Source organism: Vibrio sp. 10N.222.47.A9 (genome assembly GCF_963872585.1).
In the GTDB taxonomy this organism is placed as follows: domain Bacteria; phylum Pseudomonadota; class Gammaproteobacteria; order Enterobacterales; family Vibrionaceae; genus Vibrio; species Vibrio splendidus.
Window position 1 is genome coordinate 215127 of sequence record NZ_CAWNBB010000104.1, and the last position, 26862, is coordinate 241988.

A 26862-nucleotide genomic window follows, 5' to 3' on the forward strand; every position below is an offset into this window, starting at 1 on the left:
GTGGCAAACGCGGATGAAGCAATATTGAGCAAGTGCATAGCCATATTGAGTAAGAACCAATAAATGTTGATCTGACAGCTAGAAAGGTCGATTGCAAAAAAAAAACACCTAGCGTAATGCTAGGTGTTTCTAAGCCGTTTGGTACTCATTGCGGTACCTTATTTTGTTTTAGCCAACTAACCGCTGTTTATCTGGTTTAGTTAAATTATCTTAGTCTTTTTACCACTAAAGTGGTAGTTAAAAATGTTTGTTATTCAGCTCATTTTTACTCTTGAATAAAGTATAGATCCTTCGCGTAGATATTTCCTTTCGGATTATTGTTAGGGAAGCCTTTGAGAGTATTTCGCACTAATCGGGTGTGATTGTAATGATATAAAGGCATAACTGCTGCAGATTCGTTAAGTAGCGATTCAGCCTGCTGGTATAAAGTAAAGCGTTTAGACTGATCTTCCGTTTTACTTGCTTGCTGTAAGAGCTCATCGTAATCGGAGTTGCAGTAGCCACTTTCGTTTGCCGTGTGACCACAAGTGAACGCCTCTAACAGTGCAGAAGGTTCTGGGTAGTCACCAAATGCCCATGAGCGTGCAACTTGATAGTCACCAGCGCCTTTTGCCGCAACATACGCTTTCCACTCCATGTTTTCCAATTCTACCTTCACACCCAGCGGCTTCCACATCGATGCAATCGCTATTGCTATCTTTTTGTGATTTTCACTGGTGTTATAAGTCAGTGTGAATTTGAGTGGGTTGCTCTCGTTGTATCCAGCGTCAGCAAGTAGTGTTTTGGCTTTTGTTAAACGCTGCGTGCTGTCTAAAGAATTGAATTCGGATAAAGGCGCTGTGTAGTCAGGAATATTATTCGGCGTCACGCTGTATGCTTCTGGCTCACCTTGGCCTGTAACTTTCTCGACTAGAATCTCACGATTGACGGCCATGCTCAGTGCTTGGCGTACTCTTACGTCATCAAAGGGTGCTTGACGTGTATTGAATGAATAAACGTAAGAGCCCAATAGAGCTTGCGCTTTGATTTGCTCAGGGCTTTCTTGGATTAATTTTTGGTAGTACTCAAGCTGGACACGATTGGTCATATCAATCTCACCAGCTTGGTAACGAATCAGCTCGGCATTTTGAGAAGATAGACCGAGATAGGTTACCTTATTGATGACTGTCGATGTGTCATCCCAATAGTTTGGGTTTCTCTCGACCTCAACGTATTCATTGGGTACCCATTTGCTCAAAGTGTAAGCACCGTTGGTCGCGATATTTTCTGCGCGAGTCCATTGGTCGCCTTTCTCTTGAACCAACTTAGCAGGCAGAGGGAAAAAGGTCTTGATGCTCATTAAACTCATAAAGTAGGGCGTAGGTTTTGAAAGTGAGATCTCAACCGTGTGCTCATCTAATGCTTTGATGCCAAGCTCAGAGGGAGCTTTGTCTCCTGATAGAATCTCGCTAGCGTTCACGATGTTAGCCGTCGAAAAAACAAAACCCGTGTTGTTACCTGTTTTAGGAGACACAGCTCGCTGCCAACCAAAGACAAAATCGGATGCTGTGACTGGCTCGCCATTCGACCACTTGAGATTCTCTTTCAACACAAACGTCACGGTTTTGCCGTCTTTGCTGATAGACCACTCTTTGGCTTGCCCTGGGATTATTTGCCCGTCACTGTTCTCAATCACGAAGCCTTCAAACATATCATTGACGATAATGTCACCGGGCATGCCTGAGTTTACGTAACTAGGATCTAGAGTGTTGGGCTCCGCGCCATTCCCACGCACAAAATGTTGTTCCTCAGCTAATAGTTCTTCAGCTAATGGCGTATCAGCAGGAACAGTGGCAGCAAAACTTGAAGTAGAGGACAAAGCAAGCAGGGACGATATGATCACTGGGATCCTTGGTTGAGTCATTGTAATTCCTTTTACAACTTAAACAGTACTTAATACATTAAACCTGAGTCGGTAACATGTTGCAACCACAATGAACGCGTATTAAAAGCATTTGAAAGGCTTGTGAATAAAACAACAGTGCCTACTTCGGAAGTAGGCACTGTAAGAAAAGTGAGTTTGAATATTTACCCTAATGTGAGCGTTGGGTAATGCGTTTAGCTTTGTTGAGGGAGAGGTGCCTCAAGCCTTGGTTTTCTTTTGATTTGAGCAAGGATGACACCGGAAATCACCATCACACCACCAATGATGTGGAACTGGTTAATCTCTTCGCCAAGCCATGTCGCGGCTAATACGATCGCAACAACCGGAAGCAAGTTCATGAACATCGCGCTTGAGTCAGCACCAATGGTGTCAATCGCTTTCACCCACATCCAAGGCGCTAAAATTGAAGCGGCAACCGCGGCGTAAGCTATCAATGGGATCGCTTGTTGCGGTGGTAAAAGCTGTTCGCTGGTAAGCCAAAGTGGCGTAAGCATCGCGACAGCAAACAGACCCTGAATGTAAATCACCACCCAGCTACTGATGGGCATTTTCCAGCGTTTCAATAACACACAGTAAGACGCATAAACAAAGGCCGCAATCAGCATATAACCATCGCCTTGAGTCAATTCTTGATGCATGAAGAACAAAGGGTCGCCTTTGCCTAACATCAGAGCTAAGCCTGACAGTGACAACACACCGCCAACAATACTTAAACTAGAAATGGACTTGTGCAACAAAGGAACGCTTAGAAACACGCTGATCAATGGGACTAAAGACGTGATCAAGGCCATGTTGGAAGCGGTTGTGGTTAAGCCTGCGTAGTAACCTAGAGATTGGTTCAACACCATGCCCAAAAAGCCGAGGAACGCTAATTTAGATAAGTTTGGCTTAATGACAGCCCACTGTTTCATGACTGGGCGAATACAGAAAGGCGTGAGAATTAACATCGCAAAAAACCAGCGGTAAAAACTCATCGCGCTAGGTTCTATGGTGCTTGCAGCAAGCTTGTTGACGATTGCATTGGCGCCCCAGATACAGACTGTAAAAAATGGTAAGAGATAATGCATGTGAATTCCGTCGCGAATGAGTTGATGCGGCTAGTTTGACAGGTCGTTATACTTACAAGTATCTTTAGAAAGACATCAGGCGCGATAGGAAGACAAGTTTGAAAAAACACTCCAGAAACCTTCACCCATCCTTATCAATTGATAAGGCACCATCCAACGTATTTATGAATTTTGAAGCGTTTCTTTCGAACACTGAAACCCGAGTTCATAGCCACTCATGGGGACAGGTTCAATTGATCAGTGGCGGTATATTAGAGATGGAAGCGGAAAGCACCCGATTTCTAGCGCCGCCACATTTAGCGATTTGGGTACCAGCTGGGGTGATGCATTGCAGTTATAACCGTAAGCCTTTGGACTACTGCTCGCTAAATATCGCCCCAGAACTCACGCAACATCTGCCAGATAAAACCAGCCTTATAAAGATCACGCCGATTGTGTCTTCTATCATCGATGACTTTCGCGAGCGTGGGATAAATGTTGCGGAAACAGAGCAAGATCAAAGGCTCGTTCAGGTACTGCTTGACCAACTTGCGCAGCGTGAGGTTGAACACCACTTCTTGCCTTCAACCGATAATAAGTACCTAGCACCAATATTGGCTTCTGTTGAAGAAAACCCAACCGATGAAGTGACGCTGAAAGATTGGGCTGAACGTGTCCACACCACGGAAAGAACCCTTTCTCGCCACTGCCAGACGGAGCTCGGAATGAGCTTTACAGAGTGGCGGCTACGAGTGCGCTACCTTTACTCAATGGACTTGTTGAGAAACGGCCAATCGGTTAAAGAGGTCGCTCTTACATTGGGTTACAACCAGGCAAGCCCATTTATCACTATGTTTAAACGTTACGCGAACCAAACGCCAGAACAGTATAAGAACCGTTTGTTGTAGCTCGATCTTATTCCCAAAAGAACGCATGTTTTCACTAGTTAGTGAGTAGATAGACCATAAGTGAATAAGTGAATAAGTGAATAAGTGAATAAATGAATAAGTGAATACGTGCAGTAAGAGCTAATGGAATCGCCCCTAATAGCCCATATATTTCGCTCTGTTGTTCGGTGACATCCTCATAGTGTTGGTTTAATAGAGCGCTGTTGCTGCCGACCTTGAACAGTATGTACGTTTCTCCGTCGACCTCGAACCAATTGAACGTTCCATGCTGGTTATACGTGGTCATTGTTTTGTTTATCCTCATGAAATATACATCAGCAGCGCAAAACATGTAGACGTACATAAGCCAAAGAAAGAAAAGAAAAACCACGAGCCTAATACTGTTTTTTCTTTTCCTACCTCTTCATTGCCTTGCTGCCAACCAAGTTCACGAACCTGAGCCTTTGTAAGGTTTAAGTCTAGTCTTTCTATGTATCTGTTGAGTTCGTCATTGTGTACTGAGCTAATCATGTTCTATCTCCCCTAATCATTTGATTGGTATTTTAGGGGAGCTCAGTGTTTGGTTAAATTAGATATTTTGTAACAAGCGTTTAGATAAATAGAACATGATGAATGGCAAAAAGCCTCCGTGGTAGAGGCTTTGGTTAAAAGTGGTTTAGTTGATGGTTATCGCGATGTATTTGTTGTCAGTAATACACGACTTAATACCCAGTCAACTCCATATAGCCAGATCCAGAATGCGAACCTTTAATTATGATTGGCCCCTCCCAATAGGGAACCGACAGCGGCATTTTGGCATTTGGATTGAGTGCCGAGACGGTCAGTTCGATTTGTTGAGTTGGAATCGAAACTTGCCACTCTGTTGGGTAGTCACGCCCGTCGATTTTAGTTTGCTTGATGGCGGTTAAGCTGATGTCTTGCTGCTTAATCGTTATGCCGGAGCCATCTTGATTCATCAACCTCGCATGGGAATAACTGGCTTTGCCTGTTGTTGAGTTTCGAAGCTGAAATACCACCAAACTGGTTTCATCACTCAGCCTTAGCGCAAACCAATCCCAACCTTGTTGTGAGTCGAGTAAAAACTGAGAGCTCCACTCTCTGTCTATCCAACCTTTACCAGACACCTGATGCGTGATGCCATCAATGGTTACTTCGCCCGATACATTGATGAATGGTTGGCTGTAGTAATAGGAAGCCACTCTGCCATCGCTACTTTTAGTGCTGTAGCCTTGTTCGCCTTGCTTTTGATAAGGCGCGTTGTTGGTTAACTTAAGCGAGTATCCAAATTGACCCGAGTTAGCGACCAATGTAGCTGGGAACAGGTCATCGGTCGTCGACGTCCATTGCCAGTCATCAAGATAGACACGAAATGGTGAAGCGCTTACTCCTGCCAGTTCTGCTTGGTTACGTGACCATTTTTCATCGGCGTAGTGTTTGTCTCCGGTCGTGACGGCACTATGTGCCATGTAGATCTGCTGACTTTGCCACGCGGTTTTCTTATTACCATTGCCACTGTCCTGTGGTGCAGAGGCGAAGCGGAATTGTGTCCATTGCACGCCTAACGCATTGCCTTCTTCATCAATCAAGTTTGCGGTTAAATACCACCATTCATGACGAAAATTAGGGTGTGCTTGATGGTCGGCAGGGAAGGTGATGTCGATACCTTTTACTACCGGGGTGAATTGCTCAGTCTCTTTTTGTACTTCATTCTCGGTTTGTGCTCCAGTACCGAGTATCGAACCCATATTTTGAGCTGATGGTTGTGTGGACTCCTCGCATCCTAAAAAGAATAAGGGGGTAAGCGTGAGAACAAAAACGCTTATTGCTCGATTCATCACAACACCTCGCTTTGCAAACTGGATACCACGGGTTTACTGACCAAACGCCACAGTGGAATCAAGGTCGCAATCACCGCCACTAAAATGGTGATGGCTGCGATGCTGAGTGCATCACTCCAATTCCATACATAATTTAAACTCCAACCAAAGGCGCGCAGGGTAACGATGTCCGTCAACACATAACCGACCATAGCGCCGAGTGGTAAGGCGATAACCAGAGTGAAGGCGACCAGAACAACGATTTGCCCGACCACCATCGCCATTAATTTTTTCTGACTTACACCGAGCGCATACAGCCTTGCAATGGCGGCTTTGCGTGCATCGAGCAACATGAAACAGGCGCAGAACAACCCAATCACCGCCACCATTAATGTGACGCCATTAAGCGCCCGAGTGATGGCAAAGGTTTGTGAGAAGATATCTAAAGCGAGGGATTTGATCTGCGCTTGATCGTAGAGCTGGCTTGGATGCAAATTCAGTTGTTGGCGAAGTTGCTCGTATACCACTTGTGGGTCGCCAGACACTTTAATACCTAGGCTGGTAGGCAAATCCGTAAAGCCGCTTTCGAGCCATAAATTAGGTGCAAGTAACACTTCGCCATTCGGTGAGCCGTAATCGTGGAAAATCGCCCCGACGATGAGTGTTTTGTCTTGGACCGCGTCGAGCTTGAGTTGGCTTCCAAGGGACAAGCCGAGCTTCACTGCCGTAGGTTCGCTGATCGCCACGAATTCGCCTTGGTAAAAGCGCGTCCAGAAATCATCAAGGTGGGATTGGAATACCATGGTTTGCTCAAGTGTGTCTTTGTCTTTGGTGCCGAGCAAAGTAGGTAAGCCCTGCAAGTTATCGTCGACATAATATTGCTTATAAACGGTTTCAACATTTTCAAACTGCTCTAACGCACGTTCCATATTCGCGATTTCACCTTGGGCAGGGCTAACGTAAATGTCTGCGTGTAAGCGCTGTTCAAGCCATTGCTTTAACGTGGATTCAAAGCTGCCGACTAAGGTATTCATTCCGATATTGGCGGTGACGGCGAGAAGCAACGCCATCATGGCAAGGGAGAGAGGGGAGATAAGTTCACGCAGCTCAGCGAACAGATATTGTATTAACCCCGATTGGGTGCGTTTTTCGCTCCAGTTCGCTAGCACGCTGAGTGTTTTGGGCAAATACAAAGGAATCGACACCACTAACACACCGAGCCATGCCATGGTGAAGCGATGATGTTCGCTTAGCCATAACCCTGCTAACGCGACAATGGTTAATACTGCCCCGATAACAAACAGCTGATTTTCGTTAGACGTTTCCGGCGCTTGATAGAAACCGCCATGGGAAGAGAGGGGTTGTCGCACTCGCTGTTTAAAGTGCTGCCAACACGCGACAAGCGTTGCGGCCAGCGTGAGTAGCAGTGCCTGCACTAACCATTGCCACTGCCATGTGCCGGGAAGCAGTGTTGCACCATAAAGTTGTTCAAGCGTTATCGCGACGGTTGGGTGTAGCCAATGGCTGAGTTGAATGCCGAGAATGAAACCAAGCGACGCGCCCAATGTGACTAAAACAGTCAGCTCGACTAACAGAGCTGAAAATACGATGCTTGGCGCAATCCCAGCTTGTTGAATTTGTACCAACAGCCGATTACGTTTCAGCAAACTGTACTTCACACCGTTGTAAGCGATGAACAGGCCAACTAAAAACGCCAACAAACTCATGGCGGTGAGATTGAGGTGAAAGCTATCGGTAATTGAACCGAGATCCGTGCTTTGGTTGTTGGATATCCATTGCCCTTGCTCGCCAATAAGGCTTTGCCATTTATCCTGAGCATTGCTGTTAGTGTCGCTCTTAGTGTCAAAAATAGCGATGTAGCTCAGTTGCCCTTGCTTGTTAAGCAGTTGCTGAGCGAACCCAATATCCATCAACATTCGGCTACCCAGTTGCCATTCATCTGGCAGTACCACAACCTTGGTGAGTACTTCATCCAAAGTGAGCGTGTCCACTTCGTCCAAACTCTGGTGCTGAGATTGGCTCATCATCACAATGGGTTCACCCGCTAAGAGTTGCGGCAAAGGTAAGGCATTGTCGAACAGGGAAATGTTTGGCTCTTTGGCTTGAGTATTGCTTTTTTCGTCGATGCGAGCGTGGCGAGCTCTTGAAGTGAGGGCGGCGATTAGCTCACTGCCTTGAACTGACCAGCGTCGGCCTTGTTCGTCTCTTACTCGCCCTTCAATTACAGGTAGCGCAGCGCTTAATCCACTTTGTCTTAAGCTGAAGTAGAGCGATTCCGGCAAATAGTTTTGCCCTGCTGGTGGAATGATCAGGTTCTGCGCTTGAGCGCTAAGTTGCTCGGTCGATTCTGCATAACTGCGCTTGGCATTGAGGTTGATCGCTTGCACCGCGACAAACAAGGTGACCGCAAGCACAATACCGATCAGAATCGCTGCGGCTTGCAATGGTGATTGACGATAGTGCGCCGCAAATAGATTCAGAGTCAGTTTGGTATGGGTGAGCTGACTCTGTGCGAAGCCAGTTTGCTTCATTGGATTACTCACAACGCTGCTGCTCTTGGGGTTAGATCTGCGTTCCTTAAACAACCATCATCTAACACCAATTTTGTCTGCATAAAGCTGGCACATTCTGGGCTGTGCGTAACCAAAAACACCGCAGTGTTGCCTTGTGTAGTGATTTCACTCAACAGCTTCATAACCTCAATGCCTGCTTTGTGGTCGAGGTTGCCTGTGGGTTCATCGGCAAGCAGTAGTTTGGGTTTATGGGCAAGCGCACGCGCTATTGCCACCCGTTGTTGCTGACCGCCAGAGAGTGCGGATACGTGTCTTTCGAGTAGCTCACTGATGCCCAATGCATCAACTAAATAATCGCACCAGTCGCTCCATTTCTGTTGATTTAAATGAAGAGGGAAGGCGATGTTTTGTTTTACGTTGAGTGGCGTTAACAAGTTGAACTGCTGAAAGATAACGCCTAGTTTTTGATGGCGGAATCGGCTCCACTGTGGATCTTTCCAATCTGATGTGTTCTCGCCATCGAGCCACAATTCTCCACCAGATAGTTCGCCACCGGATAGAGGTTCAAACCCCGCAATGATATTCAGCAGAGTACTTTTCCCACTGCCACTCGCCCCTGTCAAAGCCACGCTTGCCCCTGTTGCCAAAGCGAAGTCGACATTTTCCAACACGCTATGAGTGTCTTTACCATCAACAAAGCTTTTGCTGGCATGTGTGAGTGTGACAATTGGGCTTTCCATTTCCTTTCCTTATAACCAAAACTTACCATCAAAAGGTGTCGTTACTTGTGGCAATTACCGAAGCGACAAGCTCTATAAAACTGTAGACAAAAATCTCAAACAATAGAGCGATTTATATCGAATTATTAATAACTTGTACTGCGAAAAGAGGGAAATAGATCAGTGTGAGATGGAATAAGGGGGTTAGTAAGAGTTTTGAGCCGCTAATGAGGATTTTGGATTTTTCGTCAGACGGTTGGTGACCACGTTTATGAGCAAAAAATCATAGCTTAACGTGTTAAAGGTTTTCTTTAAGAAAGTGGGGTGAGTTGGTGTTGTTTCCTAGCTTGTTTTGTCCCAAAATGAGTTTAGCTAGCTCACTACGAAAGTTGTTTCAACCTTCATTTGACCAAGTTTTTGTAATGTGGTTTGCTAATCAAATCTACATTAGATATTGGGCTTAAGGTAATAAATGAGTAACTTAGCAAAACAAATTACTGACGTGTTTGAGAACTGCTCTCTTGCGCCAATTGTCCTTTTGGATGGTGCTTGGGGAGTTGGCAAAACTCATTTTATAACTCATGAATACAGCACGCACTCAGATCAAGATTGCTTACTAATATCGGTGCTAGGTATCCAATCGTTACAGCAGTTTCACGAGAAGCTAATAGGAAGATACTTGTCTTTAGCTAGCGAGTCTGAATCAGACACAGCAGCAAAAACAGTGAGCATATTTTCAAAAGCTGTTAGTGCACTTGGTGATGTTACAAAATCCAGTCAATTGATTGAGTCAGTATCTGGCTTAGTGAAACAATCCATAATTTCAAAAATTAACGATGTGACAATTATCGTTGATGATCTGGAACGTATTGAAGACGGTTCTCTAGCGTCCCTTATACTTGGGGACCTATATGATATGTGCAGTTCCGAAAGCAGCATTAAAGCAATAGTGGTTATGAATGATTCGAAGTCATTAGTCAGTAAATCTCTTATTGAAAAGGTAATTTGCTGGAAATTTAAGTATGAGATCTCTAGTGAAAATGCATTCGATATCGCTTTTGGAACTTTAGATGTTTCCCCTGACATTCAACGTTTTATGATTAAACGATTAGATGAGATACAGCCTTTGAACTTACGAGTACTTATTAGGCTATGTGACAGGATGAAACAGGTATCTAGAATGCTAGACACTATGGAGGATGAAATTGATGTCGAGCGTTCTAAGCAAACGCTTTTCCATACAATGCTATACCTCTCTTTTTTGCATCATCAACAAGATCAAGGTTTGGATGAAATAGTTAAACAAATCAATATTATATGCATGAATAATGAACAAGATGAACGCCATCCATTTTATAAGCAATACATATTTCATAATGAAAGCACTTCATTTATTGAGTTTACACTTGGCTGTTTATCGAGACCATTGCAAGATACTGACCTACATAATCTTCACCCAAAAACCAATGAATTATCAGATTTCATTCATGCGAAAGGGTTAAGTCGGTATTCTGATGAAGAGCTTGAAGTAAAAATATCAGCTTTAATTGATTATGTATCGAATGAAACTAACCCATCGCTGAGCTTATGGTATAGCGCTGTTAATTTCCTTGCCTATTTATACTCATTAGGTGCATCTAACGACCAACGATTGTCTAATATCGTCAACATGGCTCAAGAAAGGCTTGAGTACATAACACCATCAGAAGAACGACATTTTCACACTTTTTCTTGTAATTCTGGTTTACCAAAAAATATCGATGAGTTGAGATCATATTTCAAGGAAAAAGAGAGTAAAGATAATCATACTCAACTTATCGAAGAGATAGTTACATCAAAATGGATCGACGTTGACAGAAAAGCATATACGCATGCAACTAATCGTCAGGAGCCACTGACTTTAAAGGCGGATGATTGGCTTGATGCTATTGGCAAATGGGATCATCATGACCTAGAGCTATTTTGGGATTTCTGTATGGAGGTTCATCGAGTCAGTAGCCTCGACCACTTTTTTGGCAAAGACAATAGAGAGCAATTACCAATTCTACTGAAGTCACAGTTAGATTCGATGACTCCGTGCTTACGGAAGGGATTACTTACAAGAATTTATAATTTGTTGTCCGCAAGTTAAGATTTCTTAGGCTGTGTGGACTTTGATTGGTAGCTTGAATATTTTGAGTTAAAAAAGGTTATTCGAGACATTGCCCCTATTGAAGATCGTAACAAGCTTTTGTCCAATTATGAGTTAGCCTTTGTGGCTCATTCACCAATATTAACCGTTTTACTCAGTACAGATGTGGTGTTGGAAGATGGGAACGACAACGACCTAACCACGCTCTAAGCGTCGTTAAGTCGCTATTAGTTGAGGTCAGGGATTAATTGAGTGCTTCAATCAGAGTGATTTCGCGTTTGATCTGTTTGCTCTCTTGCTCAGTCGCCTGCGCCAGTTTCTTTTCGCGTGTGGTTATGGCTGTTTGTTTGGCTTCGTCAGATTTGAACATCAGTTCTTTTACGTTGATAGAAGCGATGTTTGTGTAGCGGCCATCGTCACTGGTCGGGATTGATATGGTTTCATCATTAATCAATGACTTCACTATCTCTCGTTGTTCATTGTAACGGCTCTCTAAACCAGAAAGTGCCCATCGCTGCTGAGTTTTACCTTCATACTGACCGTTCTTTTCTTCTTTGAGATACTTGATGGTCATATTACGGATTGTGCCTGCTTCTTCTCCATACTCTGCTTCCGTATCAAAGAGTACAGGGAACGATTCACCTTCTAGCACGCCGCCTTTCTTGGTTAGATGACCCATTCGATAGCTATTCATACCAAGACGGATTTCTGTTTGATCAGTAACCGGTGTGCCATCTGCAAACGCGAGGTTGGTGATGCGTGTACCTGCAGGCTGAGTGAGGTCGATGGTATAAGTCACGCCCGCGAAGAAGTCATTGGTTGAGTATTTTGATGCTCTGCGTTCAGGGTTAAAGCTGTAGGTTACATCACCGGGTTGCACTGAGTTGAAGTAGCCCGCAGACCATTCCATGTAGGTTCTTAGCTCTTTGCCTGTCATCTGGTAGACAGTGATTTCGCCACCTGCGTATTGGTAGTTGTACGCGATGTCTTTGGCTTTGATTGGGCCAACATCGAGCTCTGCATTGTCGTTGTCTATTTGAAGTGCGATGACATTGGCTTTGGGTGCATAGAAGAAGCTCGCTTCTTGGTATAGCGCACTGATGCCTGTGTCTTGAACGTGGACTTGAGGGATGCCGCGGATTTCGTTTTCTGGGACTAAATCAACGCCGGTAAGCTGAGCGACAGGTCGATTCGCCATTTCTCTGAGTTGTTTGTGATAAGGCTGGTATAACTCGTCCATATTTTCATCAGAGTCGATACCTTTAATTTTATAGGTGAAACTGTCTTTGTTGACGAGAGTGAATGTGCCATCGCGTTCTTCAAATTGAAGATCAATACGAGATAAGGCGCGGCCATATTTGTCGGGTTCAGTAATGATAACGCCATTCACAACGGCTTTATCAATGCGAGTGTGCATGTGACCAGCGACGATGGCATCAAGCTCTGGGTTTGCATTGGCAATGTCGGTGACACCGGTGTCAGCAATGTCATTCTCGTTTTCAATCCCCATATGGGCAACCAATACGATGGCATCCACTTGATCATCAATCTCTTTGACGATTTTTTTCACTTCCAAGGTTGGGTTAGTGAAAGTGACGCCTTCTAAACGGTTGGTGCCTTGCGCAAAGACCTCCGTCATTGGGGTATCCATTCCGATCACGCCGATCTTAATGCCACCGCGTTCTAGAATGGTGTAACCCGGTAAGAATGGATTTCCGTTTTTGTTCTTGATGTTGCCGCCGAGAGACTGCCCTTTAAATTGGGTAACGGCTCTGTTGAGCGTTTTAAGGCCAAAGTCGAATTCGTGGTTACCTAAAACCCATACATCGTATTTCATGTGATTAAAGCCAAGCATCATTGGATCAACAGGCTCGTCTTTGAAGGTTTCTACGAAGTTGCCTTGGATGGTGTCGCCAGCATCGACAAGGATAATGTTAGATTGCTCTTTGCGGATCTCACCAACTTTGGTCGCGATTTGACTCAAACTACCACGAGTATTGAGTTTATCTGCCGCGTAATCCCACGCCATAAAATGACCATGAATATCTGAAGTACCCAGTATCGTGACATCGTGTATGTCGCCATCAGCTGCAAAGGTGGGAAAGGCTAGAGAGAGTAGGATGGCGCTTGATAGTATGTGTCTTTTCATCAGTATGTTCGCATCGTGGTTTTAAGTATGACGCTACCATATAGAATCGAGATTACCTTATGGGTGATCAGTGTCATATTTATAGTGATATAACTTGCTGATGTTTCAAATAAATGTGATTCATGACCATCTCGTAACCACTTAAGTTATGGAGAAACGCATTACAACTCTTTACTGCGTTCTCAATACTCAATTCCTTGAATCAAACTTTCTCAGTGAATCAATTTTCGTAAGTACTTCTGTCTTTGTTCAAGGTGATTGGGTTGTCCTGCCATTTCCAATGCTTCTTAGCGCGGTCTTAATATTTCTATTATTAACTATGTCTTTAATTTATTGTTATGTTATAACATAACAATAAATGCTATTTTTGGATGTTCGGTGGGAAATTGAATAAACCTGTATTGTCTGTGCGCGGGCTCTGCGCTAATGGCTTGGCTAACTGGAGAGCCGTCTCCGACGTGACATTTGATGTGAACGACGGTGAATGCGTTGCCATCATTGGGCCTAATGGAAGTGGAAAGTCCAGTTTGCTGAAAGGCATTACAGGCGAATACAAAACCGTCGCGGGTGAGTTGATGTTGTCTGGCATTGCACTTGGAAGCCTTGAGCGGCAGCAGATAGCCAAGCAAGTCGCGGTGGTTACTCAGCATGAGCATGTTGATCCTCGTTTGAGCGTTGCTGAGTATGTTGGCTTAGGCCGCACTCCTCATACGTTTTGTTGTAGTGCAAAAGAGCACAAACGAGCGGTTCAGCAGGCGATGCAAGATGTTGGTCTTGTTCACAAAAGCCAGCGGTGCTTTGGTGAGCTATCCGGTGGTGAACAGCAACGTGCAAGTATTGCTCGCGCCTTCGCACAAGAGCCGAGGCTTTTACTCTTAGATGAGCCTACAAACCACCTTGATCCTCTCGCTCGTCTTGAACTTCTGAGCCTAATTAAACAACGTGGCATTGCGTCTGTCGTGGTGCTGCACGATTTACCTTTGGTAGCGCCATTCGCCGACAAAGTCTTGTTGATGTCACACCAAAAGATGGTGGCGTTCTCAGCCCCAGATACCGTGATGCAAGACCGATACATGATCCCTGTTTTTGGATTGCGCGTTCTCACGTTCAATCATCCTAATCTATGCAGCACCATCCATCATTTTGAAGCTGCATCAACTTACTCAACTCACTTAACTCACTCAACTCACTCTAATCACTCTTTAATAGGAGCAGTCCAATGAAGTGGCCTGTAATTTCCAGTCTTTTGTTTCTTTTACCTTTCTCTTTTGCGCATGCGACAAGCACTCAATACCCAGTGACGGTTGATAACTGTGGGAGCCCACTGACCATTGAAAAGCGGCCCTCGCGTGTGGTTGTACACGACATCAATATGACCGAGATGGCGTTTGCTCTTGGTCTTCAAAAGGAGATGGTGGGCGTTACGGGCATTACTGGGTGGTACAAGATGTCGAGTTCGTTTGAAGAACGTTTAGGTGACATTCCTGAGCTCGCACCTAAGTATCCTTCATTAGAAACATTGATTGCTGCTGATGCTGACTTCTTTTTCGCTGGCTGGAATTATGGAATGAAAGTGGGCGGTGAAGTGACGCCTCAAACACTGAAGCCATACGGGATTGATACCTTGGTACTTTCTGAAAGCTGTATTCATACCCAGAGTCAAAAGGAAGGCGCGACAATGGATCTGCTTTATGGCGACATGCAAAAGCTAGGCGTTATTTTCGACAAGCAAGCAGAAGCCGAGGCTTTGGTAAACAGCTGGAAAGAGAGAGTTGAAAAAGTAGCAGAAAAGCAGAAAGCATCAGGTAAGTCGAGTCCAAAAGTGTTCTTGTTTGATTCGGGTGAAGATAAGCCTTTCACCGCCGGTAAGTACGGAATGCCAAACGCAATGATTGAAGCTGCTGGTGGCCAAAATATCACTGGCAACATGGAAGCAAGCTGGGCAAGAACATCTTGGGAGAATGTCGCTCGTGAAAACCCAGATGTGATTATTCTTCTGGATTACCAATCGGCAAGTGGTGCCGATTCGTTGCAACGTTTCCTAGAAGCCCATCCGTTGATGAAATACACCAATGCGGTCACTTCTGGTCGTTATGTCAAACTGCGTTATGAGCAACTCACTCCTGGGCCTGACAATATCGATGCTATTGAGAAACTTGCAGAGGCGTTCGTTTCTGAGTGATCGGGAAGGTTGTTATATGAAAGCTTGTTATTGATAAGAGTAGTAGTCCTTTGATTTTATTTGATAAATATCGAGCAGCATGGCTAACAGGTATCACTGCCATGCTGCTCGCCTTCATGATGAGTTTACAATTTGGCTCAGTCCCTTTGTCTTTTAAGGAAGTGATTGTAGGGCTGAGCTCTTTCACTGATCCAACGCCGGATATGACCAGTCGAATACTGATCGATCTAAGGTTACCTAGAGCATTGTTAGCGGTTATCGCGGGTGCAGGGCTGGCGATGGTTGGAGCGTTGCTTCAAACCTCGACACGAAATGATCTGGCGGATCCGTTTCTGTTTGGCTTGTCATCTGGCGCGTCTGCTGGTGCGGTGTTGGTGATCACCAAAGTGGGAGACGCTCTGGGTGTTTGGTCACTGCCACTGGCTGCATTCTCGGGTGGTATTGTGTCGGCGACCGCTGTTCTGATTCTGTTTTCGATGCAGAAGAAAAAGGGCAATGACAACTTGATCTTGTGTGGTTTGGCGATCTCATTTCTATTCGGCGCCATCACGAGTTTTTTGATCTATTCAGGCGACCAGAGAGCGGCGAGTTCGATTTTGTTCTGGACGATGGGAGGCTTAGGGCTCGCACGTTGGGATAATTTGATTTTTGCCTTGGCGGGCGTGTTATGTCTGATTGCGTTAATTTTCAAGCGTTACCGGGAGCTCGATACTTTGTTGGTGAGTGAACAGACGACAAGCTCACTGGGGATCAACGTACACCGCCTACAAAGCGAGATTTTTCTCTGTTGTGCGTTTTGCACAGCGTCGATTGTATCGATGACCGGAGTGGTCGGCTTTATTGGCTTGATGGTACCCCACTTAGTACGACCATTTTCAGGTGTCACTCACAAGCGAGCTCTGCCTTTGGTTGCCTTATGGGGCGCGGTTCTTTTACTGTTTGGGGATGTGATTAGCCGAACCATATTAGCGCCACAAGAACTGCCAGTAGGTATTGTGACAGCAGCGCTTGGCGGGTTATTCGTTCTGTATCTTGTTTGGCGTAAATAGTGTGTGCTCAATTCCACCAAACTACACAGGCAGTAAGACGATCTTGCCCTCTAGGCGTGTGGTTTTCGATTCAATGAGATCAATCGCGGTTTGCACTTCATCGAATGGCAGATAGCGGTCAACGTCGAGCTGAATATCGTTTGTGATGAAGTGATCTAGCATAGTCGTGAACTTTTCACGGCGAACATCTTTACCTTCCGCTTCTTCCCAATAACGTAAGAAGAAGGTGCTGAAATCGATGTGTTGGCTTTTCGCGTACTCAAAGAAGCGTGGCTCGTAAAAATCCAACGACAGCGTCCCATAGTTGATAAAGCGCCCGTTGTTGCCAAGGGTGTGGATAAGATCGGTTCCGGGTGAGCCGCCAATCGCATCAAAGGCAACGGTTGGCATAGGCAAGTCTAACGCCTTAATTTGAGAAACTAGATCAGCGTTCGCATCTAATATCCAGTTGGTGGTAGTTGGGTATCGTTTCGGTTGTGATGTAACGATAATGATTTTGAAGCCGAGTGATACTGATAATTGCGAAAAGATCTTACCTATGGCTGAACTGCCAGCGTTGATGATCAACACATCTTCTTGGTTCAGCTTGGTTACCTCTGTCGTTAGCACCCATGCGGTTAGCGCATTAATGTACAACTGACAGGCGTAACCATTTTCTAGATGCTGAGGAATTTGGAACAGATCATCTGGTGATACATCGACATAGTTCTGCCATGTTCCACTGGTTGCCACAAGCACACGCTGGTTTACTGCAAACTCAGCATTGCTGGATTTTATAACCCTTCCTACCGCTTCAAATCCCGGTACTCTCGGCGGCTGGTGGCTATGTTTGTATTGGCCCACACCATAAATCGACAACAGATCACTAGGGTTGATGTTAGTGGCTTCAATGTGTACGCGAACTTTATCTTTGTCTAGTGCCCCTAAAGCGACATGTTCTAACTTGAGAGATTCTTTTGGCTGACCGAAACGGAACTGGCTAATTCGGGTATTTTGCTTAGTGTCAGTCATAGTTCGGATACCTTTATGGGTTATGAGTACTGCATTGATTTTAAGTGTAGCGTGTTCATAAACAATCTTGGGTCGGTAATATTGCTCAACATCGATGTTGTTGGCAATCGATTGTTCAAATTGAAATTAGTTAACCAAAAGTTGACCAACACCTATCTACAATGATTCCTAGTTTAATAACTAGGAGTTAATAAAGATGAACGTGCCTGAAGTAATGTCTAAGTGGAAAACATTGCTGGCTCTGACCATGGCCTTGTTTGCTCTTAAGTTTGATCTACTTCTGATTTGGGGGCTATTTTGCTGGTTTTGGGGATGGGAAAATCTTCGCGCAAAAGAAGCCTTCTTTGTTGAACGTATTGAGCTAAAAGAACATCCAGTTTTGTTTACCTTAATCATCATCAGTTGGTTTGTGATGGGAGGGGTATATTTCTATATGGACAATAGAGTCTTTGAGTTTTTTAGCTCTTTGTAGCAAAGCAAAATTTAATAATTAGGATACGTTATGAAAATCTATTTAATTAAAGCGTCTGCTGGCAGCGATTACTCAAAATACAAAGCCTCTACGGGGGGACCTCCACAAAACATCTTTGCCGCCGCTGCTGCGACACCAAAGTGGTACAAGTTAGATATGGTTGATGAGACCATAGGTGAAAAAGCCGACCTTTATAATGATGCTGATTTGGTGGTGATATTTATGTCGACTCCAGATGCTTATCGGGCTTACGAGCTAGCTTCTAAATATAAGAAAAAAGGCAAAACAGTCATACTCGGGGGGTTACATACTCAGTTTAACCCTTCAGAAGCGGCAGTATATGCGGATTGTTTGGCGATGGGAGAAGTTGAGAACTACTGGGTTCAGTTACTACGTGACGCAGAGTTTGGTTCGCTACAGCCTATTTATGAAAGCTCCGAGCCTGTCGATCTCAGTATGCTCAATCCATACCCAACAAATATCATCAATCCTGAAGCGTACAATTATACATGGTCAGTAGTTGTGACAAGAGGTTGCCCATTTAAATGTAACTTCTGTTTAGTGCCAAGGTTCTTTGATAAGTTCCAGAAAAGGCCAATCGAAAATATCGTCAGCGAGTTAGCGGATCTCAAGACATTAGGTATTGAGTGGGTTGAGTTACACTCCGACAATCTCACTCATGACCGTGAATATGCTTTGGCACTATTTAAAGCCATTGAGCCGCTTAACATGAGCTTCTATGGGGAAACGACAGTCTTGATTGCTCGTGACACCGAATTGCTTAGTGCTGCGGTGAAGTCAGGGTTCAAAGCTGTATTATTAGGCATAGAAACGCCATCTGAAGAGGCTTTAAAGGCTCAGAAAAAAGGCTTTGTGAAACCATCTAAAATGAAAGAGTACATCGCTGAGATAAGATCTCATGGTATTGAAGTATGGGGAGATTTTTTGTTCGGTTTTGATGAACATGACACTTCTATCTTCAAACAAACGCAGAAGTTCGTCGAAGATATCAAGGTTGATAAGGTGATCCCACACTACATGATTCCGTTTCCCGGTTCGGAGTCTTTTAATCAGCTAGAGCGTGAAGGGCGACTTCTTACTAAAGATTGGTCCAAGTACGATGGGAGCCATCCTGTTTATCAGCCCAGTCGTATGAGCGTTGAAGAGCTAGAGGAAGGCTTGTATTGGATTTGGAGAAAGAATGCGAGCTTGAAAGAACGAGTTTTTGCATGGTTCAATTAAAATTTGTTCTGGATACATGGAATGAAAATCGCGAAGGTTCATAAATAAGTTTTACTATTCGGAATCCCTGACTGAGTCAGTACACTTTAAAGGCTCCATGTGGAGCCTTTGCATCAAGTTTTTGACGTAGCGTTGAAACCCCGCGATCAAAAGCCATAGCTTTGTTTGATTGGATCGCAGACTAGTTTATATTTAGCGTCTGCAGCTTCTTTCCCAGCAAATTCTAACATCGCTTCTGAATAACCCATTGCAGTGCCGAACTCTTCCATTATATAAGGATCTTCTTTGACACTCATTGTGCGATTTTTCGATAGCTCGACAATAAACTTAGCGTAATCTTGGTCTTTATCTAAGCCTGCCGCCCAACCAAAACAGTGAGCCGCATCTTGCTTAGGGAATTCGTTAAAATCTTCATCATTCACTTCGGCTAAAGCAGCACCCGAAACAAGTGCTGTAAGTAGTGACATGCTAGTAATTAATTTTTTCATATTGCTTATCTCGAATATTGAATATGAAGCTATCTTATTGCGAGCGCTATGAAATAAATGTGAACATATTTGTTATTATTTTCAAGTCATGTGACTTTTGATGTAACTGTTTTAATCGTTTACGAGCATAACATCGATTTCAAATGCAGCGTGTTCATAAACAATCTTGGATCGGTAATATTGCTCAACATGGCTGGTGTTGGTAAACAGTCATCATCAACGTAGTCGACATAGTCTGCCGCCGAATCAAAGATCAAAATATCCAAAGCCAAACGATCCAAGCCATATCGGCCTCGGTGGATCATATCCGCTGAAAAAACCAATAAGTCACCGGCGGCTAATGGTATCTGCTTACCACCAGAGATGTCATCGCTGCTCACTTTGCCGTTTTCTTCTTGGCGAACATTGTACTCTTCTTCGTTGTCCCAACGCTTGTGTGTGCCAGGGATAAGTTCCATACCTGGCTCATCAAAAAGGGGCACTCGCAGATGCAATACCTGGGTTTCCATGATGACTTTCATTTGGTCATCAACGTCGTAGTCGTATTGACAGTCACGATGCCAGAAGTCTTTTTGTTGCGGATTTACCGGGTTGAAGAACAGCTGTGTATTCATGAATGCTGGTTTGTTTGGAATTACCGCATCAACCACATCCATCACTTGTTTTGAGCTGATGAAGTCAAAAAGCACACTTCGATCGTCGGCAGGCAAATACTCGCTTCCCGTAATTAAAGACGAGTTAAATGCTTCTTCTTTATAGAATTCTTCGTTGTCTGCTTTCCATGATTCATGGAATTTCAGCACGACTTTTCTAAGCGATGCAATTTGAGCTTCATCGAAATAATTTCTGATAACAAAGTAACCATGTTCGTCGTAACGGTCACTTAATTGTTGGCTGTTTTCTACCACTGATTACCTTCGTTCATTCTTTGCTGTGCAATAACCACAGGCTTCTTGGGCGCATAATGCCAGACAGTCGTCATTCAACCAAGCAACGAGTGCAGAAGCCTGTAGATTCCGTGATGCTATGGAGCCATGTGTGGGCGAGTTTTACATGCCTATTCAGATCATGGACTCATGCGACAAGAATCTCTGCATATGTGATCTATCCCTTATTTTATAAAATACAAAGATTCATATAGTGAATGTTTCTTTGGTTTGTATGATTATTAACCATGTTGTGATTTGGTTTGCGTATGGAAGATAGAAAATCATGGATGGTTTTTCGCTGGATATGAGAACACTTAATTTTATTATTATTTTGTTCTCTTTCATTTACTGTATTGGCTTATTGTTATTTCAATTCACTCAACAGCCAATTAAAGGGCTTTCAATCTTTTCCATTTCAATATTTGTTATCGGAACTGGGCCGTTGATGTTGAGCCTAAGAGGGGAGTTCCCTGATTGGGTCACCGTTATTGGTGCCAATATGGTCATTGCGCTTGGTTTTCATCTCGCCTTGTATAGCTTATGTCTGTTTCGAGAATACTCTCTCAAATGCACCTACCTCAGTAGTCTAATGATGTTGGCTCTTTTGCCATGTTTTATTTACTTCACGTTCTATGAGCCTTCCATAAAGGCTCGAATTATCCTCATTAGTTTATATCTGGCTTTTGTGACTCTTTGCACTGCCTTTGCGGTATTAAAGGGCCTGCGTGATGACTTGACTCTAGGTATTCGGATGATGGCCTTGTCATTTACGATATATGGTGGGTTTATGGTTTTCCGAGTAATGGTGACGCTATTTTCGGCTGAGCTGCAGGATTTCATGGCGGCCACGCTCATTCATCAACTTGCCTTTTTAGTGAGCATCGTTCTTATTGTGTCGATGAGCTTTACAATGCTTTGGCTGATTAATGCAAGGTTGCTTAGTTCTATTCACGAGCTGTCCTACAGCGATCCTCTAACGGTACTGGGAAACCGCAGAGCATTAGATGAGATAGTTCCAGTTATCATGAAGCAGGCGGAGACTGCGCCTGTCAGTGCCATTATGATGGATATTGATAACTTTAAGTCGATCAATGACCAACACGGACACATTGTGGGTGACCTCGTGATCAAGTCTTTTGCTGAAATGGTTCAAAGTGCGATAAAAACATCACCCAAAGCCAGTGCGTTTCGTTTTGGCGGAGACGAGATAATGATTTTATTGCCCAATGTTAATTTCCTACAAGCACAGGCTATTGCTTGTAAGCTGCGATTGTCTATTTCAGAGATCTCAGCCGTGCAAGAACATGAGATGTTTCTGACATCGAGTTTTGGTGTTGCTCAGCTTCACCCGCATGAGAGTTGGAATGGGTTTATTAGCCGAGCCGACAAAGCGTTATATCAAGCGAAAACAAACGGTCGCAATATGACTTCAATTTGTCCTAGTCATATTAACCAACTCGTCATTGCTTGATGATGACAGATCTCTAAGCGTTAGTTTGATGCGGGCACTAGTTTGATGCGGTCCACTGTTTTGACACGGCCATTATATTGTTGGCTGTGGCGCTGAGTCTGTTTTTTGGCTTTGCGTTAACTTCTGAGGAGGAGTGGCTTCAGATTCTTCTGCAGACGTAAAATGCTTATCTGTTAGCGTCACGGTCATTGCTTCATGTTTCACCGTTATGGTTGCCGTTTCTGACTTGGCTTGGTTTGTAGTTACGGGTTCAGCGAATGCCATCATTGAGGTTGTAAAAATGATTGTTGCTAGTGCGATTTGAGCGAGTGTTTTCATTGGGCTGTATCCTATTGGGTAAGAGGGAATTACTAATAGCTGATACGTGCACTATAAAAATTATCTGGAGGTCGTTCTTATCATTTTATGCCACCGTAAAAATTATACGGTGGATGAATGTTTTGCTTGGTATGATTTGCCTGTTCTTATTTGCTAACGCCCAAGCATGACGACGTTCAACTTACTGCCACATCACCAAGACCGCTGCGATAGAAAGCAAAATGAGCGCAAGAATGTCTTTGCGCGCGATGCTTTGCCCTAACCAGAAGTAGGATATTAACACCATGAAGATCACTTCGACTTGCCCAAGCGTCTTTACGTACGGCACGGCTTGAAGCGACATCGCGCTAAACCAACCCAGAGAACCGATAACACTCGCTAAGCTTGTCATGATGACCAGTTTAGATTTCTTGAATATCTGGCGCAGTGTGTCTCGCTCTCTGAAAAAGAGATACGTACAGATAATGCATGTCTGAAGAGTTATCACCAGAAACAGCACCCAAGCAGCGCTGTGAGGGAAGGGCAGCCCTATGCTCAAGCTTGCTTCACGTACCCAAAGAGACGTTAAAGCAAAAGCGGTACTACACGCCATACCTAACAAAAATACTTTCGGAGACAAGCTTCGCCAACCAGAAGAACTACTCATGATTAGTACGCCTAACGTGCCAATAAGCACGCCGACCCAACCTGTTAGTGTCAAAGCAGTACCAAAAAACAATACGGATAACACAGCAGATACGGGGGCTTCACACTTGGCTAAGCCTGCTCCTATCGCATAGTTTTCGAGCTTAAATAACATCACCATTAAACCCGTCGCGAGGATCTGCATGATGGCTGCTGCAATAATGTAGAAAACAAACTCACCCGAAAAATCAGGTGTGGATACTGGCTTCCATTGATAGAGGGCGCACAGATAAATGAAGGCGATTGGGCCTGCCCAGATAAAACGCGCCAGCGTCACACCAGCAACACTCATGGTGCCACTTAACTTGCTTTGAAAGGCATTGCGCCAAGATTGGCTGAAGGCTGCGAGAAGAGTAAAGGCTATCCAACTAAATGACATGACGCTTCCGTTTGTTATATAAAATTATGATTATATTAACAAATTTAACCAATAGAAGAAGGGGCTTGTTTGTTTATTGAGCGTCCATTTTCAGGCGGTAGTCTATTTGGGTAAATCAGAGTTTTGTGCGAGCTAACCTTTGAAGAGTTAGCTTATTGAACTTCAACACAATATAGCTAGCCGCCTCAAAAAATGGGCTCTTTTCGGTTATTGAAGTAGAACAGCGCGCTTATAGAAACAAACAGTAAGGTGAAGTAATAGAAAAACGAAGACAGTGAGGCCAAGAAGGCAAGATTCTGCTCTATCTCTTGTTCGGTGTAGCCCTGAGACACCAACTTATAGTAGTAAGCGTACAAGATACCGATCAGGACGTATCCGAGGTTAAACATCAGGCCTTTAAAGCTGAGCACAGTGGCTCTGTTGTGCGATTCGGTTTTTTTATTCAGGTGGTAGCTGATGAAAATGTTCATCGTCATGATGATAAAGATTAATACCAGTGCCGGAATGACTCCGTAAATCGACCAACCTAAACTGATCCAGTAATAAGTCGCCATGCTTGCCAATCCCATAACTACAATGAAGGTTTTAGCCTCCATACTCTCTGCTAATCTTCGGCTTTGCCCTGCCAATATAATCTTAAGCAAGCTGATACCCGCACCAATAAAACCAAAGTAGATAATTGGAATATCAATGGCCAGATAGTATTGGCTGTTCATGGTTAGGAACATGCGTGAGGTGTGTTCGAATAGGCTGTAGTAGAGCAAGATGAACAGCACGTAAGGCGTAGCAAAGACCCACTTACCCGCATCGATCGTCAATTTAAGACTTGAGATGGTGGTTGCCAATTTGGTTTGGTCGCTTGGCATCACCTTTTTCTCTTCGCGCATATTAATCGCGGCATAGATAGCGATCATCGCTACAAATAGGGTGGCGAACACAGGAATACGCATCAGATCTTTAGTGCTTTCTGGTTCGGCTAGTCCAAGGAAATGAAAGATGTTCGTCATAAAATTCACGTCGTACATCGCCGCACCAATTAGTGTGACAAAGATACCGACCGTTGAGGCGACACGAAGCTGGATTTGCAGCACTCGCGGCCACAACTCTTCATTGCCTTGTTCTTTTAAGGTGTCGTAAGCCAATGCCTCGTCGGCGCCGCTGGCCAGTGCCATTGCTAAGCCACTGAGTATCCGGTTAATCAGAAAGACAATGAACACCAAGTCGGGGTTTCCGGTTGGCACTAGCGCTATCATGGCGATCTCAACAAACATCACGATCGAAGACAGCACCACTAGTTTCTTGCGGCCTAAGGTATCAGCGAACGCGCCCGACGGCACCTCAGCAAGCACAATGGTGGCTGCCCAAACTACATTAAGCATCGCGAATTGAGAAAGAGTTAGCCCGTAATCTAAATAGAGTAGGGTGAATATAGGGTAGTAAAAACGCGCAAAGTAGCTGCTTCGAAACATTAAGAAGTAGCGGACATTGGGAATGTTAAGGATCTCTTTGAGCGTCATGATAATTTCAGTATTTTAGATAACACATCATTATGTATAACCCTTTTACTCTTTTAAATCATGGAATTGTTGCCAAATCCCTAAAATATCTGATTTACGTGATCTTCGAGTTCATGGTTCATAGTGGGTTATAGGCTTCTCTTCTTCAAATCACTTCCCCCATTCATTTAGTTTGTGGTGCTCGTTTCAACTTGCTTGACTGATTTTGGTGCAAGATCGAACTTCTACAACGTCGCCCTCGCATTTACATCTTATTGTATGATTTAATTGTTGGTGGTAATGATACGCAATGAATCCAATGTAATTGAGGAAGCGAGCATGATCTTAGAGTCATTCAGTCTGGAAGGTAAAGTAGCGATAGTGACTGGCTGCAACACGGGGCTTGGGCAAGGTATTGCATTAGGCCTAGCGGAAGCTGGTTGTAAGGTTGTCGGTGTTAACCGAACAGAACCTGAAGAGACTATTGAGAAAATGAGTGCAGCAGGTCATTCGTTCCTAAACGTGAGTGCTGATCTTCTCGATCAAGCGTGTATTCCAGAGGTTATAGAGCGCACTTTGGCTGAGTTTGGCCAAGTCGACATTCTCGTGAACAATGCAGGAATTATTCGCCGCCAAGATGCTATTGAGTTCTCAGAGCAAGATTGGGATGACGTAATGAACGTGAACACTAAGACTGTGTTCTTTATGTCTCAGGCTGTTGCAAAGCAGTTTAAGGCTCAAGGCACTGGCGGAAAGATCATTAATATTGCATCGATGCTCTCATTCCAAGGTGGCATTCGAGTTCCTTCCTATACGGCTTCAAAAAGTGCTGTGATGGGAGTGACACGTGCGATGGCGAACGAATGGGCGCGCGACAATATCAATGTGAATGCGATAGCACCCGGTTATATGGAAACGAACAATACTCAAGCTCTGCGTGAAGATGCTGTGCGCAATCAAGCGATTCTTGAGCGTATTCCGGCTGAACGTTGGGGTAAACCGCAAGATATCGCAGGTCCTTGTGTGTTCTTAGCCTCATCAGCATCGGATTACATTAATGGCTATACCATTGCTGTTGATGGTGGTTGGTTAGCTCGTTAACTGACCTTGTAACAAACACGGTTAAGAATTTTAAATTTGCAGCAATCTTGCAGGAGAACATAAATGAAAATCGCACTAATGATGGAAAACAGTCAGGCAGGTAAAAATGCCATGGTTGCAGCTGAGCTAGAGTCAGTGGCGGGTGGCATTGGTCATGATGTTTTTAATCTAGGTATGACCGACGAGAATGATCACCACTTAACGTATATCCACTTAGGTATCATGGCGAGTATTCTCATCAACTCAAAGGCTGTGGACTTTGTTGTGACGGGATGTGGAACAGGGCAAGGTGCTTTGATGTCATTGAACCTGCATCCGGGTGTGGTTTGTGGTTACTGCCTAGAGCCATCAGATGCTTTCTTGTTTAACCAAATCAATAACGGTAATGCTCTCGCTCTCGCTTTTGCTAAAGGCTTTGGCTGGGCAGGTGAACTCAACATTCGTTATATCTTTGAAAAAGCGTTCACAGGCGAGCGTGGTAATGGGTATCCACTAGAACGTGCAGAACCACAGCAACGTAACGCAGCAATTTTGAATGAAGTGAAAGCGGCGGTGGTAAAAGATAACTTTATTGATTCTCTAAGAGCAATAGACCAAGAGCTCGTGAAAACAGCGGTTGGCAGTGAGCGTTTCCAACAATGCTTGTTTGATCATTGCCAAGACCCAGACATTGCAGACTACGTTCGTTCACTTTTAGATTAAACCTATCAAGGTCTTACCCGGTTATTAGTGAAGATAGAAAAGAAAAAGAGGAGCTCTGAGGCTCCTCTTTTCTTTTACTCTATGAGCCTGTTATACCAATTCCATTAAAT

24 protein-coding genes and 1 pseudogene are annotated in these 26862 nt (G+C 44.2%); 10 read left to right on the forward strand and 15 right to left on the reverse strand.

The genetic code is table 11. The annotated features are described in order from the left end of the window. Nucleotides 1-265: 265 nt before the first annotated feature. A complete protein-coding gene (locus AACT19_RS25215; protein WP_076649370.1) occupies nucleotides 266-1903 on the reverse strand; it encodes a peptide ABC transporter substrate-binding protein in 1638 nt (545 codons plus the stop codon). A 194-nt stretch (nucleotides 1904-2097) separates the two neighbouring features. Next, complete coding sequence (locus AACT19_RS25220; RefSeq protein WP_004732002.1) at nucleotides 2098-2991, reverse strand: DMT family transporter; 894 nt, start codon at nucleotides 2989-2991, stop codon at nucleotides 2098-2100. 98 nt (nucleotides 2992-3089) lie between these two features. On the opposite strand from AACT19_RS25220, the gene AACT19_RS25225 reads away from it, so the two are divergent. Beyond that, nucleotides 3090-3878: an AraC family transcriptional regulator gene (locus tag AACT19_RS25225; protein WP_017101015.1), complete on the forward strand. Its 789-nt coding sequence runs from the start codon at nucleotides 3090-3092 to the stop codon at nucleotides 3876-3878. 34 nt (nucleotides 3879-3912) lie between these two features. Here the strand turns inward: AACT19_RS25225 and AACT19_RS25230 are convergent, their stop codons facing one another. From AACT19_RS25230 to AACT19_RS25250, 5 genes are all read right to left on the reverse strand, one after another. Further along, nucleotides 3913-4164, reverse strand: a complete 252-nt coding sequence (locus AACT19_RS25230; protein WP_242658978.1) for a hypothetical protein — start codon at nucleotides 4162-4164, stop codon at nucleotides 3913-3915. A gap of 14 nt (nucleotides 4165-4178) precedes the next feature. Further along, nucleotides 4179-4388, reverse strand: a complete 210-nt coding sequence (locus AACT19_RS25235) for a hypothetical protein (RefSeq protein WP_076649374.1) — start codon at nucleotides 4386-4388, stop codon at nucleotides 4179-4181. A gap of 191 nt (nucleotides 4389-4579) precedes the next feature. Next, nucleotides 4580-5713 carry a lipocalin-like domain-containing protein gene (locus AACT19_RS25240; RefSeq protein WP_076649376.1) on the reverse strand — a complete coding sequence of 378 codons (1134 nt, stop codon included), beginning with the start codon at nucleotides 5711-5713 and terminating at the stop codon, nucleotides 4580-4582. Beyond that, nucleotides 5713-8247 carry an ABC transporter permease gene (locus tag AACT19_RS25245; RefSeq protein ID WP_076649378.1) on the reverse strand — a complete coding sequence of 845 codons (2535 nt, stop codon included), beginning with the start codon at nucleotides 8245-8247 and terminating at the stop codon, nucleotides 5713-5715. Before AACT19_RS25245 ends, AACT19_RS25240 begins: the two co-directional genes overlap by 1 nt. Nucleotides 8248-8255: 8 nt before the next feature. Continuing rightward, nucleotides 8256-8969 (reverse strand): ABC transporter ATP-binding protein, encoded by a 714-nt coding sequence (locus tag AACT19_RS25250; RefSeq protein WP_076649380.1) that lies wholly within the window; start codon nucleotides 8967-8969, stop codon nucleotides 8256-8258. Nucleotides 8970-9420: 451 nt separating this feature from the next. Between AACT19_RS25250 and AACT19_RS25255 the strand changes: the two genes are divergently transcribed. Further along, nucleotides 9421-11079: a P-loop NTPase fold protein gene (locus tag AACT19_RS25255; protein ID WP_076649382.1), complete on the forward strand. Its 1659-nt coding sequence runs from the start codon at nucleotides 9421-9423 to the stop codon at nucleotides 11077-11079. Between the two features lie 244 nt (nucleotides 11080-11323). Here AACT19_RS25255 and AACT19_RS25260 read toward each other — a convergent pair whose 3' ends face one another. Further along, on the reverse strand, nucleotides 11324-13228 hold the full coding sequence (locus AACT19_RS25260; protein ID WP_076649384.1) for a bifunctional metallophosphatase/5'-nucleotidase: 1905 nt from the start codon (nucleotides 13226-13228) through the stop codon (nucleotides 11324-11326). 371 nt (nucleotides 13229-13599) lie between these two features. Here AACT19_RS25260 and AACT19_RS25265 point away from each other — a divergent pair, with 371 nt between their 5' ends. The 3 genes from AACT19_RS25265 (at nucleotide 13600) to AACT19_RS25275 (ending at nucleotide 16459) form a co-directional block, all read left to right on the forward strand. After that, nucleotides 13600-14451, forward strand: a complete 852-nt coding sequence (locus AACT19_RS25265; RefSeq protein ID WP_083717908.1) for an ABC transporter ATP-binding protein — start codon at nucleotides 13600-13602, stop codon at nucleotides 14449-14451. After that, complete coding sequence (locus AACT19_RS25270; RefSeq protein WP_076649386.1) at nucleotides 14448-15410, forward strand: ABC transporter substrate-binding protein; 963 nt, start codon at nucleotides 14448-14450, stop codon at nucleotides 15408-15410. Before AACT19_RS25265 ends, AACT19_RS25270 begins: the two co-directional genes overlap by 4 nt. A gap of 101 nt (nucleotides 15411-15511) precedes the next feature. Next, entirely contained in the window at nucleotides 15512-16459 is a 948-nt protein-coding gene (locus AACT19_RS25275; protein ID WP_017081412.1) for a FecCD family ABC transporter permease, read from the forward strand. A gap of 21 nt (nucleotides 16460-16480) precedes the next feature. Here AACT19_RS25275 and AACT19_RS25280 read toward each other — a convergent pair whose 3' ends face one another. Further along, nucleotides 16481-17470, reverse strand: a complete 990-nt coding sequence (locus tag AACT19_RS25280; RefSeq protein WP_076649388.1) for a zinc-dependent alcohol dehydrogenase family protein — start codon at nucleotides 17468-17470, stop codon at nucleotides 16481-16483. 20 nt (nucleotides 17471-17490) lie between these two features. Continuing rightward, nucleotides 17491-17577, reverse strand: a pseudogene (locus tag AACT19_RS25555) (phytanoyl-CoA dioxygenase family protein); the annotation flags it as partial. A gap of 89 nt (nucleotides 17578-17666) precedes the next feature. Here AACT19_RS25555 and AACT19_RS25285 point away from each other — a divergent pair. Continuing rightward, nucleotides 17667-17942 carry a hypothetical protein gene (locus tag AACT19_RS25285; RefSeq protein WP_076649390.1) on the forward strand — a complete coding sequence of 92 codons (276 nt, stop codon included), beginning with the start codon at nucleotides 17667-17669 and terminating at the stop codon, nucleotides 17940-17942. 30 nt (nucleotides 17943-17972) lie between these two features. After that, the gene (locus AACT19_RS25290) at nucleotides 17973-19184 is read left to right on the forward strand and encodes a B12-binding domain-containing radical SAM protein (protein ID WP_076649392.1); all 1212 of its coding nucleotides are present in this window, start codon (nucleotides 17973-17975) and stop codon (nucleotides 19182-19184) included. A 146-nt stretch (nucleotides 19185-19330) separates the two neighbouring features. Here the strand turns inward: AACT19_RS25290 and AACT19_RS25295 are convergent, their stop codons facing one another. Continuing rightward, the gene (locus AACT19_RS25295; RefSeq protein WP_076649394.1) at nucleotides 19331-19672 is read right to left on the reverse strand and encodes a hypothetical protein; all 342 of its coding nucleotides are present in this window, start codon (nucleotides 19670-19672) and stop codon (nucleotides 19331-19333) included. 119 nt (nucleotides 19673-19791) lie between these two features. Beyond that, entirely contained in the window at nucleotides 19792-20580 is a 789-nt protein-coding gene (locus AACT19_RS25300) for a phytanoyl-CoA dioxygenase family protein (RefSeq protein ID WP_012600234.1), read from the reverse strand. A 304-nt stretch (nucleotides 20581-20884) separates the two neighbouring features. Here AACT19_RS25300 and AACT19_RS25305 point away from each other — a divergent pair, with 304 nt between their 5' ends. Continuing rightward, a complete protein-coding gene (locus tag AACT19_RS25305) occupies nucleotides 20885-22072 on the forward strand; it encodes a GGDEF domain-containing protein (protein ID WP_076649396.1) in 1188 nt (395 codons plus the stop codon). Nucleotides 22073-22144: 72 nt separating this feature from the next. Here the strand turns inward: AACT19_RS25305 and AACT19_RS25310 are convergent, their stop codons facing one another. The 3 genes from AACT19_RS25310 to AACT19_RS25320 form a co-directional block, all read right to left on the reverse strand. Continuing rightward, nucleotides 22145-22390 (reverse strand): hypothetical protein, encoded by a 246-nt coding sequence (locus AACT19_RS25310; protein WP_004731965.1) that lies wholly within the window; start codon nucleotides 22388-22390, stop codon nucleotides 22145-22147. Nucleotides 22391-22571: 181 nt separating this feature from the next. Next, a complete protein-coding gene (locus AACT19_RS25315) occupies nucleotides 22572-23453 on the reverse strand; it encodes a DMT family transporter (protein ID WP_076649398.1) in 882 nt (293 codons plus the stop codon). A gap of 185 nt (nucleotides 23454-23638) precedes the next feature. Next, on the reverse strand, nucleotides 23639-24970 hold the full coding sequence (locus AACT19_RS25320; protein ID WP_076649400.1) for an MFS transporter: 1332 nt from the start codon (nucleotides 24968-24970) through the stop codon (nucleotides 23639-23641). 318 nt (nucleotides 24971-25288) lie between these two features. Between AACT19_RS25320 and kduD the strand changes: the two genes are divergently transcribed. Continuing rightward, a complete protein-coding gene (gene kduD / locus AACT19_RS25325; protein ID WP_017077347.1) occupies nucleotides 25289-26050 on the forward strand; it encodes a 2-dehydro-3-deoxy-D-gluconate 5-dehydrogenase KduD in 762 nt (253 codons plus the stop codon). Between the two features lie 63 nt (nucleotides 26051-26113). After that, on the forward strand, nucleotides 26114-26752 hold the full coding sequence (locus AACT19_RS25330; protein ID WP_017085378.1) for an RpiB/LacA/LacB family sugar-phosphate isomerase: 639 nt from the start codon (nucleotides 26114-26116) through the stop codon (nucleotides 26750-26752). The last annotated feature ends 110 nt before the right edge of the window (nucleotides 26753-26862 follow it).

Bases quoted from the DNA above. Each gene is read 5' to 3' on its own strand.
- AACT19_RS25215 (WP_076649370.1), bottom strand. From the start codon at position 1,903: ATGACTCAACCAAGGATCCCAGTGATCATATCGTCCCTGCTTGCTTTG.
- AACT19_RS25220 (WP_004732002.1), bottom strand. From the start codon at position 2,991: ATGCATTATCTCTTACCATTTTTTACAGTCTGTATCTGGGGCGCCAAT.
- AACT19_RS25230 (WP_242658978.1), bottom strand. From the start codon at position 4,164: ATGACCACGTATAACCAGCATGGAACGTTCAATTGGTTCGAGGTCGAC.
- AACT19_RS25235 (WP_076649374.1), bottom strand. From the start codon at position 4,388: ATGATTAGCTCAGTACACAATGACGAACTCAACAGATACATAGAAAGA.
- AACT19_RS25240 (WP_076649376.1), bottom strand. From the start codon at position 5,713: ATGAATCGAGCAATAAGCGTTTTTGTTCTCACGCTTACCCCCTTATTC.
- AACT19_RS25245 (WP_076649378.1), bottom strand. From the start codon at position 8,247: ATGAAGCAAACTGGCTTCGCACAGAGTCAGCTCACCCATACCAAACTG.
- AACT19_RS25250 (WP_076649380.1), bottom strand. From the start codon at position 8,969: ATGGAAAGCCCAATTGTCACACTCACACATGCCAGCAAAAGCTTTGTT.
- AACT19_RS25255 (WP_076649382.1), top strand. From the start codon at position 9,421: ATGAGTAACTTAGCAAAACAAATTACTGACGTGTTTGAGAACTGCTCT.
- AACT19_RS25260 (WP_076649384.1), bottom strand. From the start codon at position 13,228: ATGAAAAGACACATACTATCAAGCGCCATCCTACTCTCTCTAGCCTTT.
- AACT19_RS25265 (WP_083717908.1), top strand. From the start codon at position 13,600: ATGTTCGGTGGGAAATTGAATAAACCTGTATTGTCTGTGCGCGGGCTC.
- AACT19_RS25270 (WP_076649386.1), top strand. From the start codon at position 14,448: ATGAAGTGGCCTGTAATTTCCAGTCTTTTGTTTCTTTTACCTTTCTCT.
- AACT19_RS25275 (WP_017081412.1), top strand. From the start codon at position 15,512: ATGCTGCTCGCCTTCATGATGAGTTTACAATTTGGCTCAGTCCCTTTG.
- AACT19_RS25280 (WP_076649388.1), bottom strand. From the start codon at position 17,470: ATGACTGACACTAAGCAAAATACCCGAATTAGCCAGTTCCGTTTCGGT.
- AACT19_RS25285 (WP_076649390.1), top strand. From the start codon at position 17,667: ATGAACGTGCCTGAAGTAATGTCTAAGTGGAAAACATTGCTGGCTCTG.
- AACT19_RS25290 (WP_076649392.1), top strand. From the start codon at position 17,973: ATGAAAATCTATTTAATTAAAGCGTCTGCTGGCAGCGATTACTCAAAA.
- AACT19_RS25295 (WP_076649394.1), bottom strand. From the start codon at position 19,672: ATGAAAAAATTAATTACTAGCATGTCACTACTTACAGCACTTGTTTCG.
- AACT19_RS25305 (WP_076649396.1), top strand. From the start codon at position 20,885: ATGGATGGTTTTTCGCTGGATATGAGAACACTTAATTTTATTATTATT.
- AACT19_RS25310 (WP_004731965.1), bottom strand. From the start codon at position 22,390: ATGAAAACACTCGCTCAAATCGCACTAGCAACAATCATTTTTACAACC.
- AACT19_RS25315 (WP_076649398.1), bottom strand. From the start codon at position 23,453: ATGTCATTTAGTTGGATAGCCTTTACTCTTCTCGCAGCCTTCAGCCAA.
- AACT19_RS25320 (WP_076649400.1), bottom strand. From the start codon at position 24,970: ATGACGCTCAAAGAGATCCTTAACATTCCCAATGTCCGCTACTTCTTA.
- kduD (WP_017077347.1), top strand. From the start codon at position 25,289: ATGATCTTAGAGTCATTCAGTCTGGAAGGTAAAGTAGCGATAGTGACT.
- AACT19_RS25330 (WP_017085378.1), top strand. From the start codon at position 26,114: ATGAAAATCGCACTAATGATGGAAAACAGTCAGGCAGGTAAAAATGCC.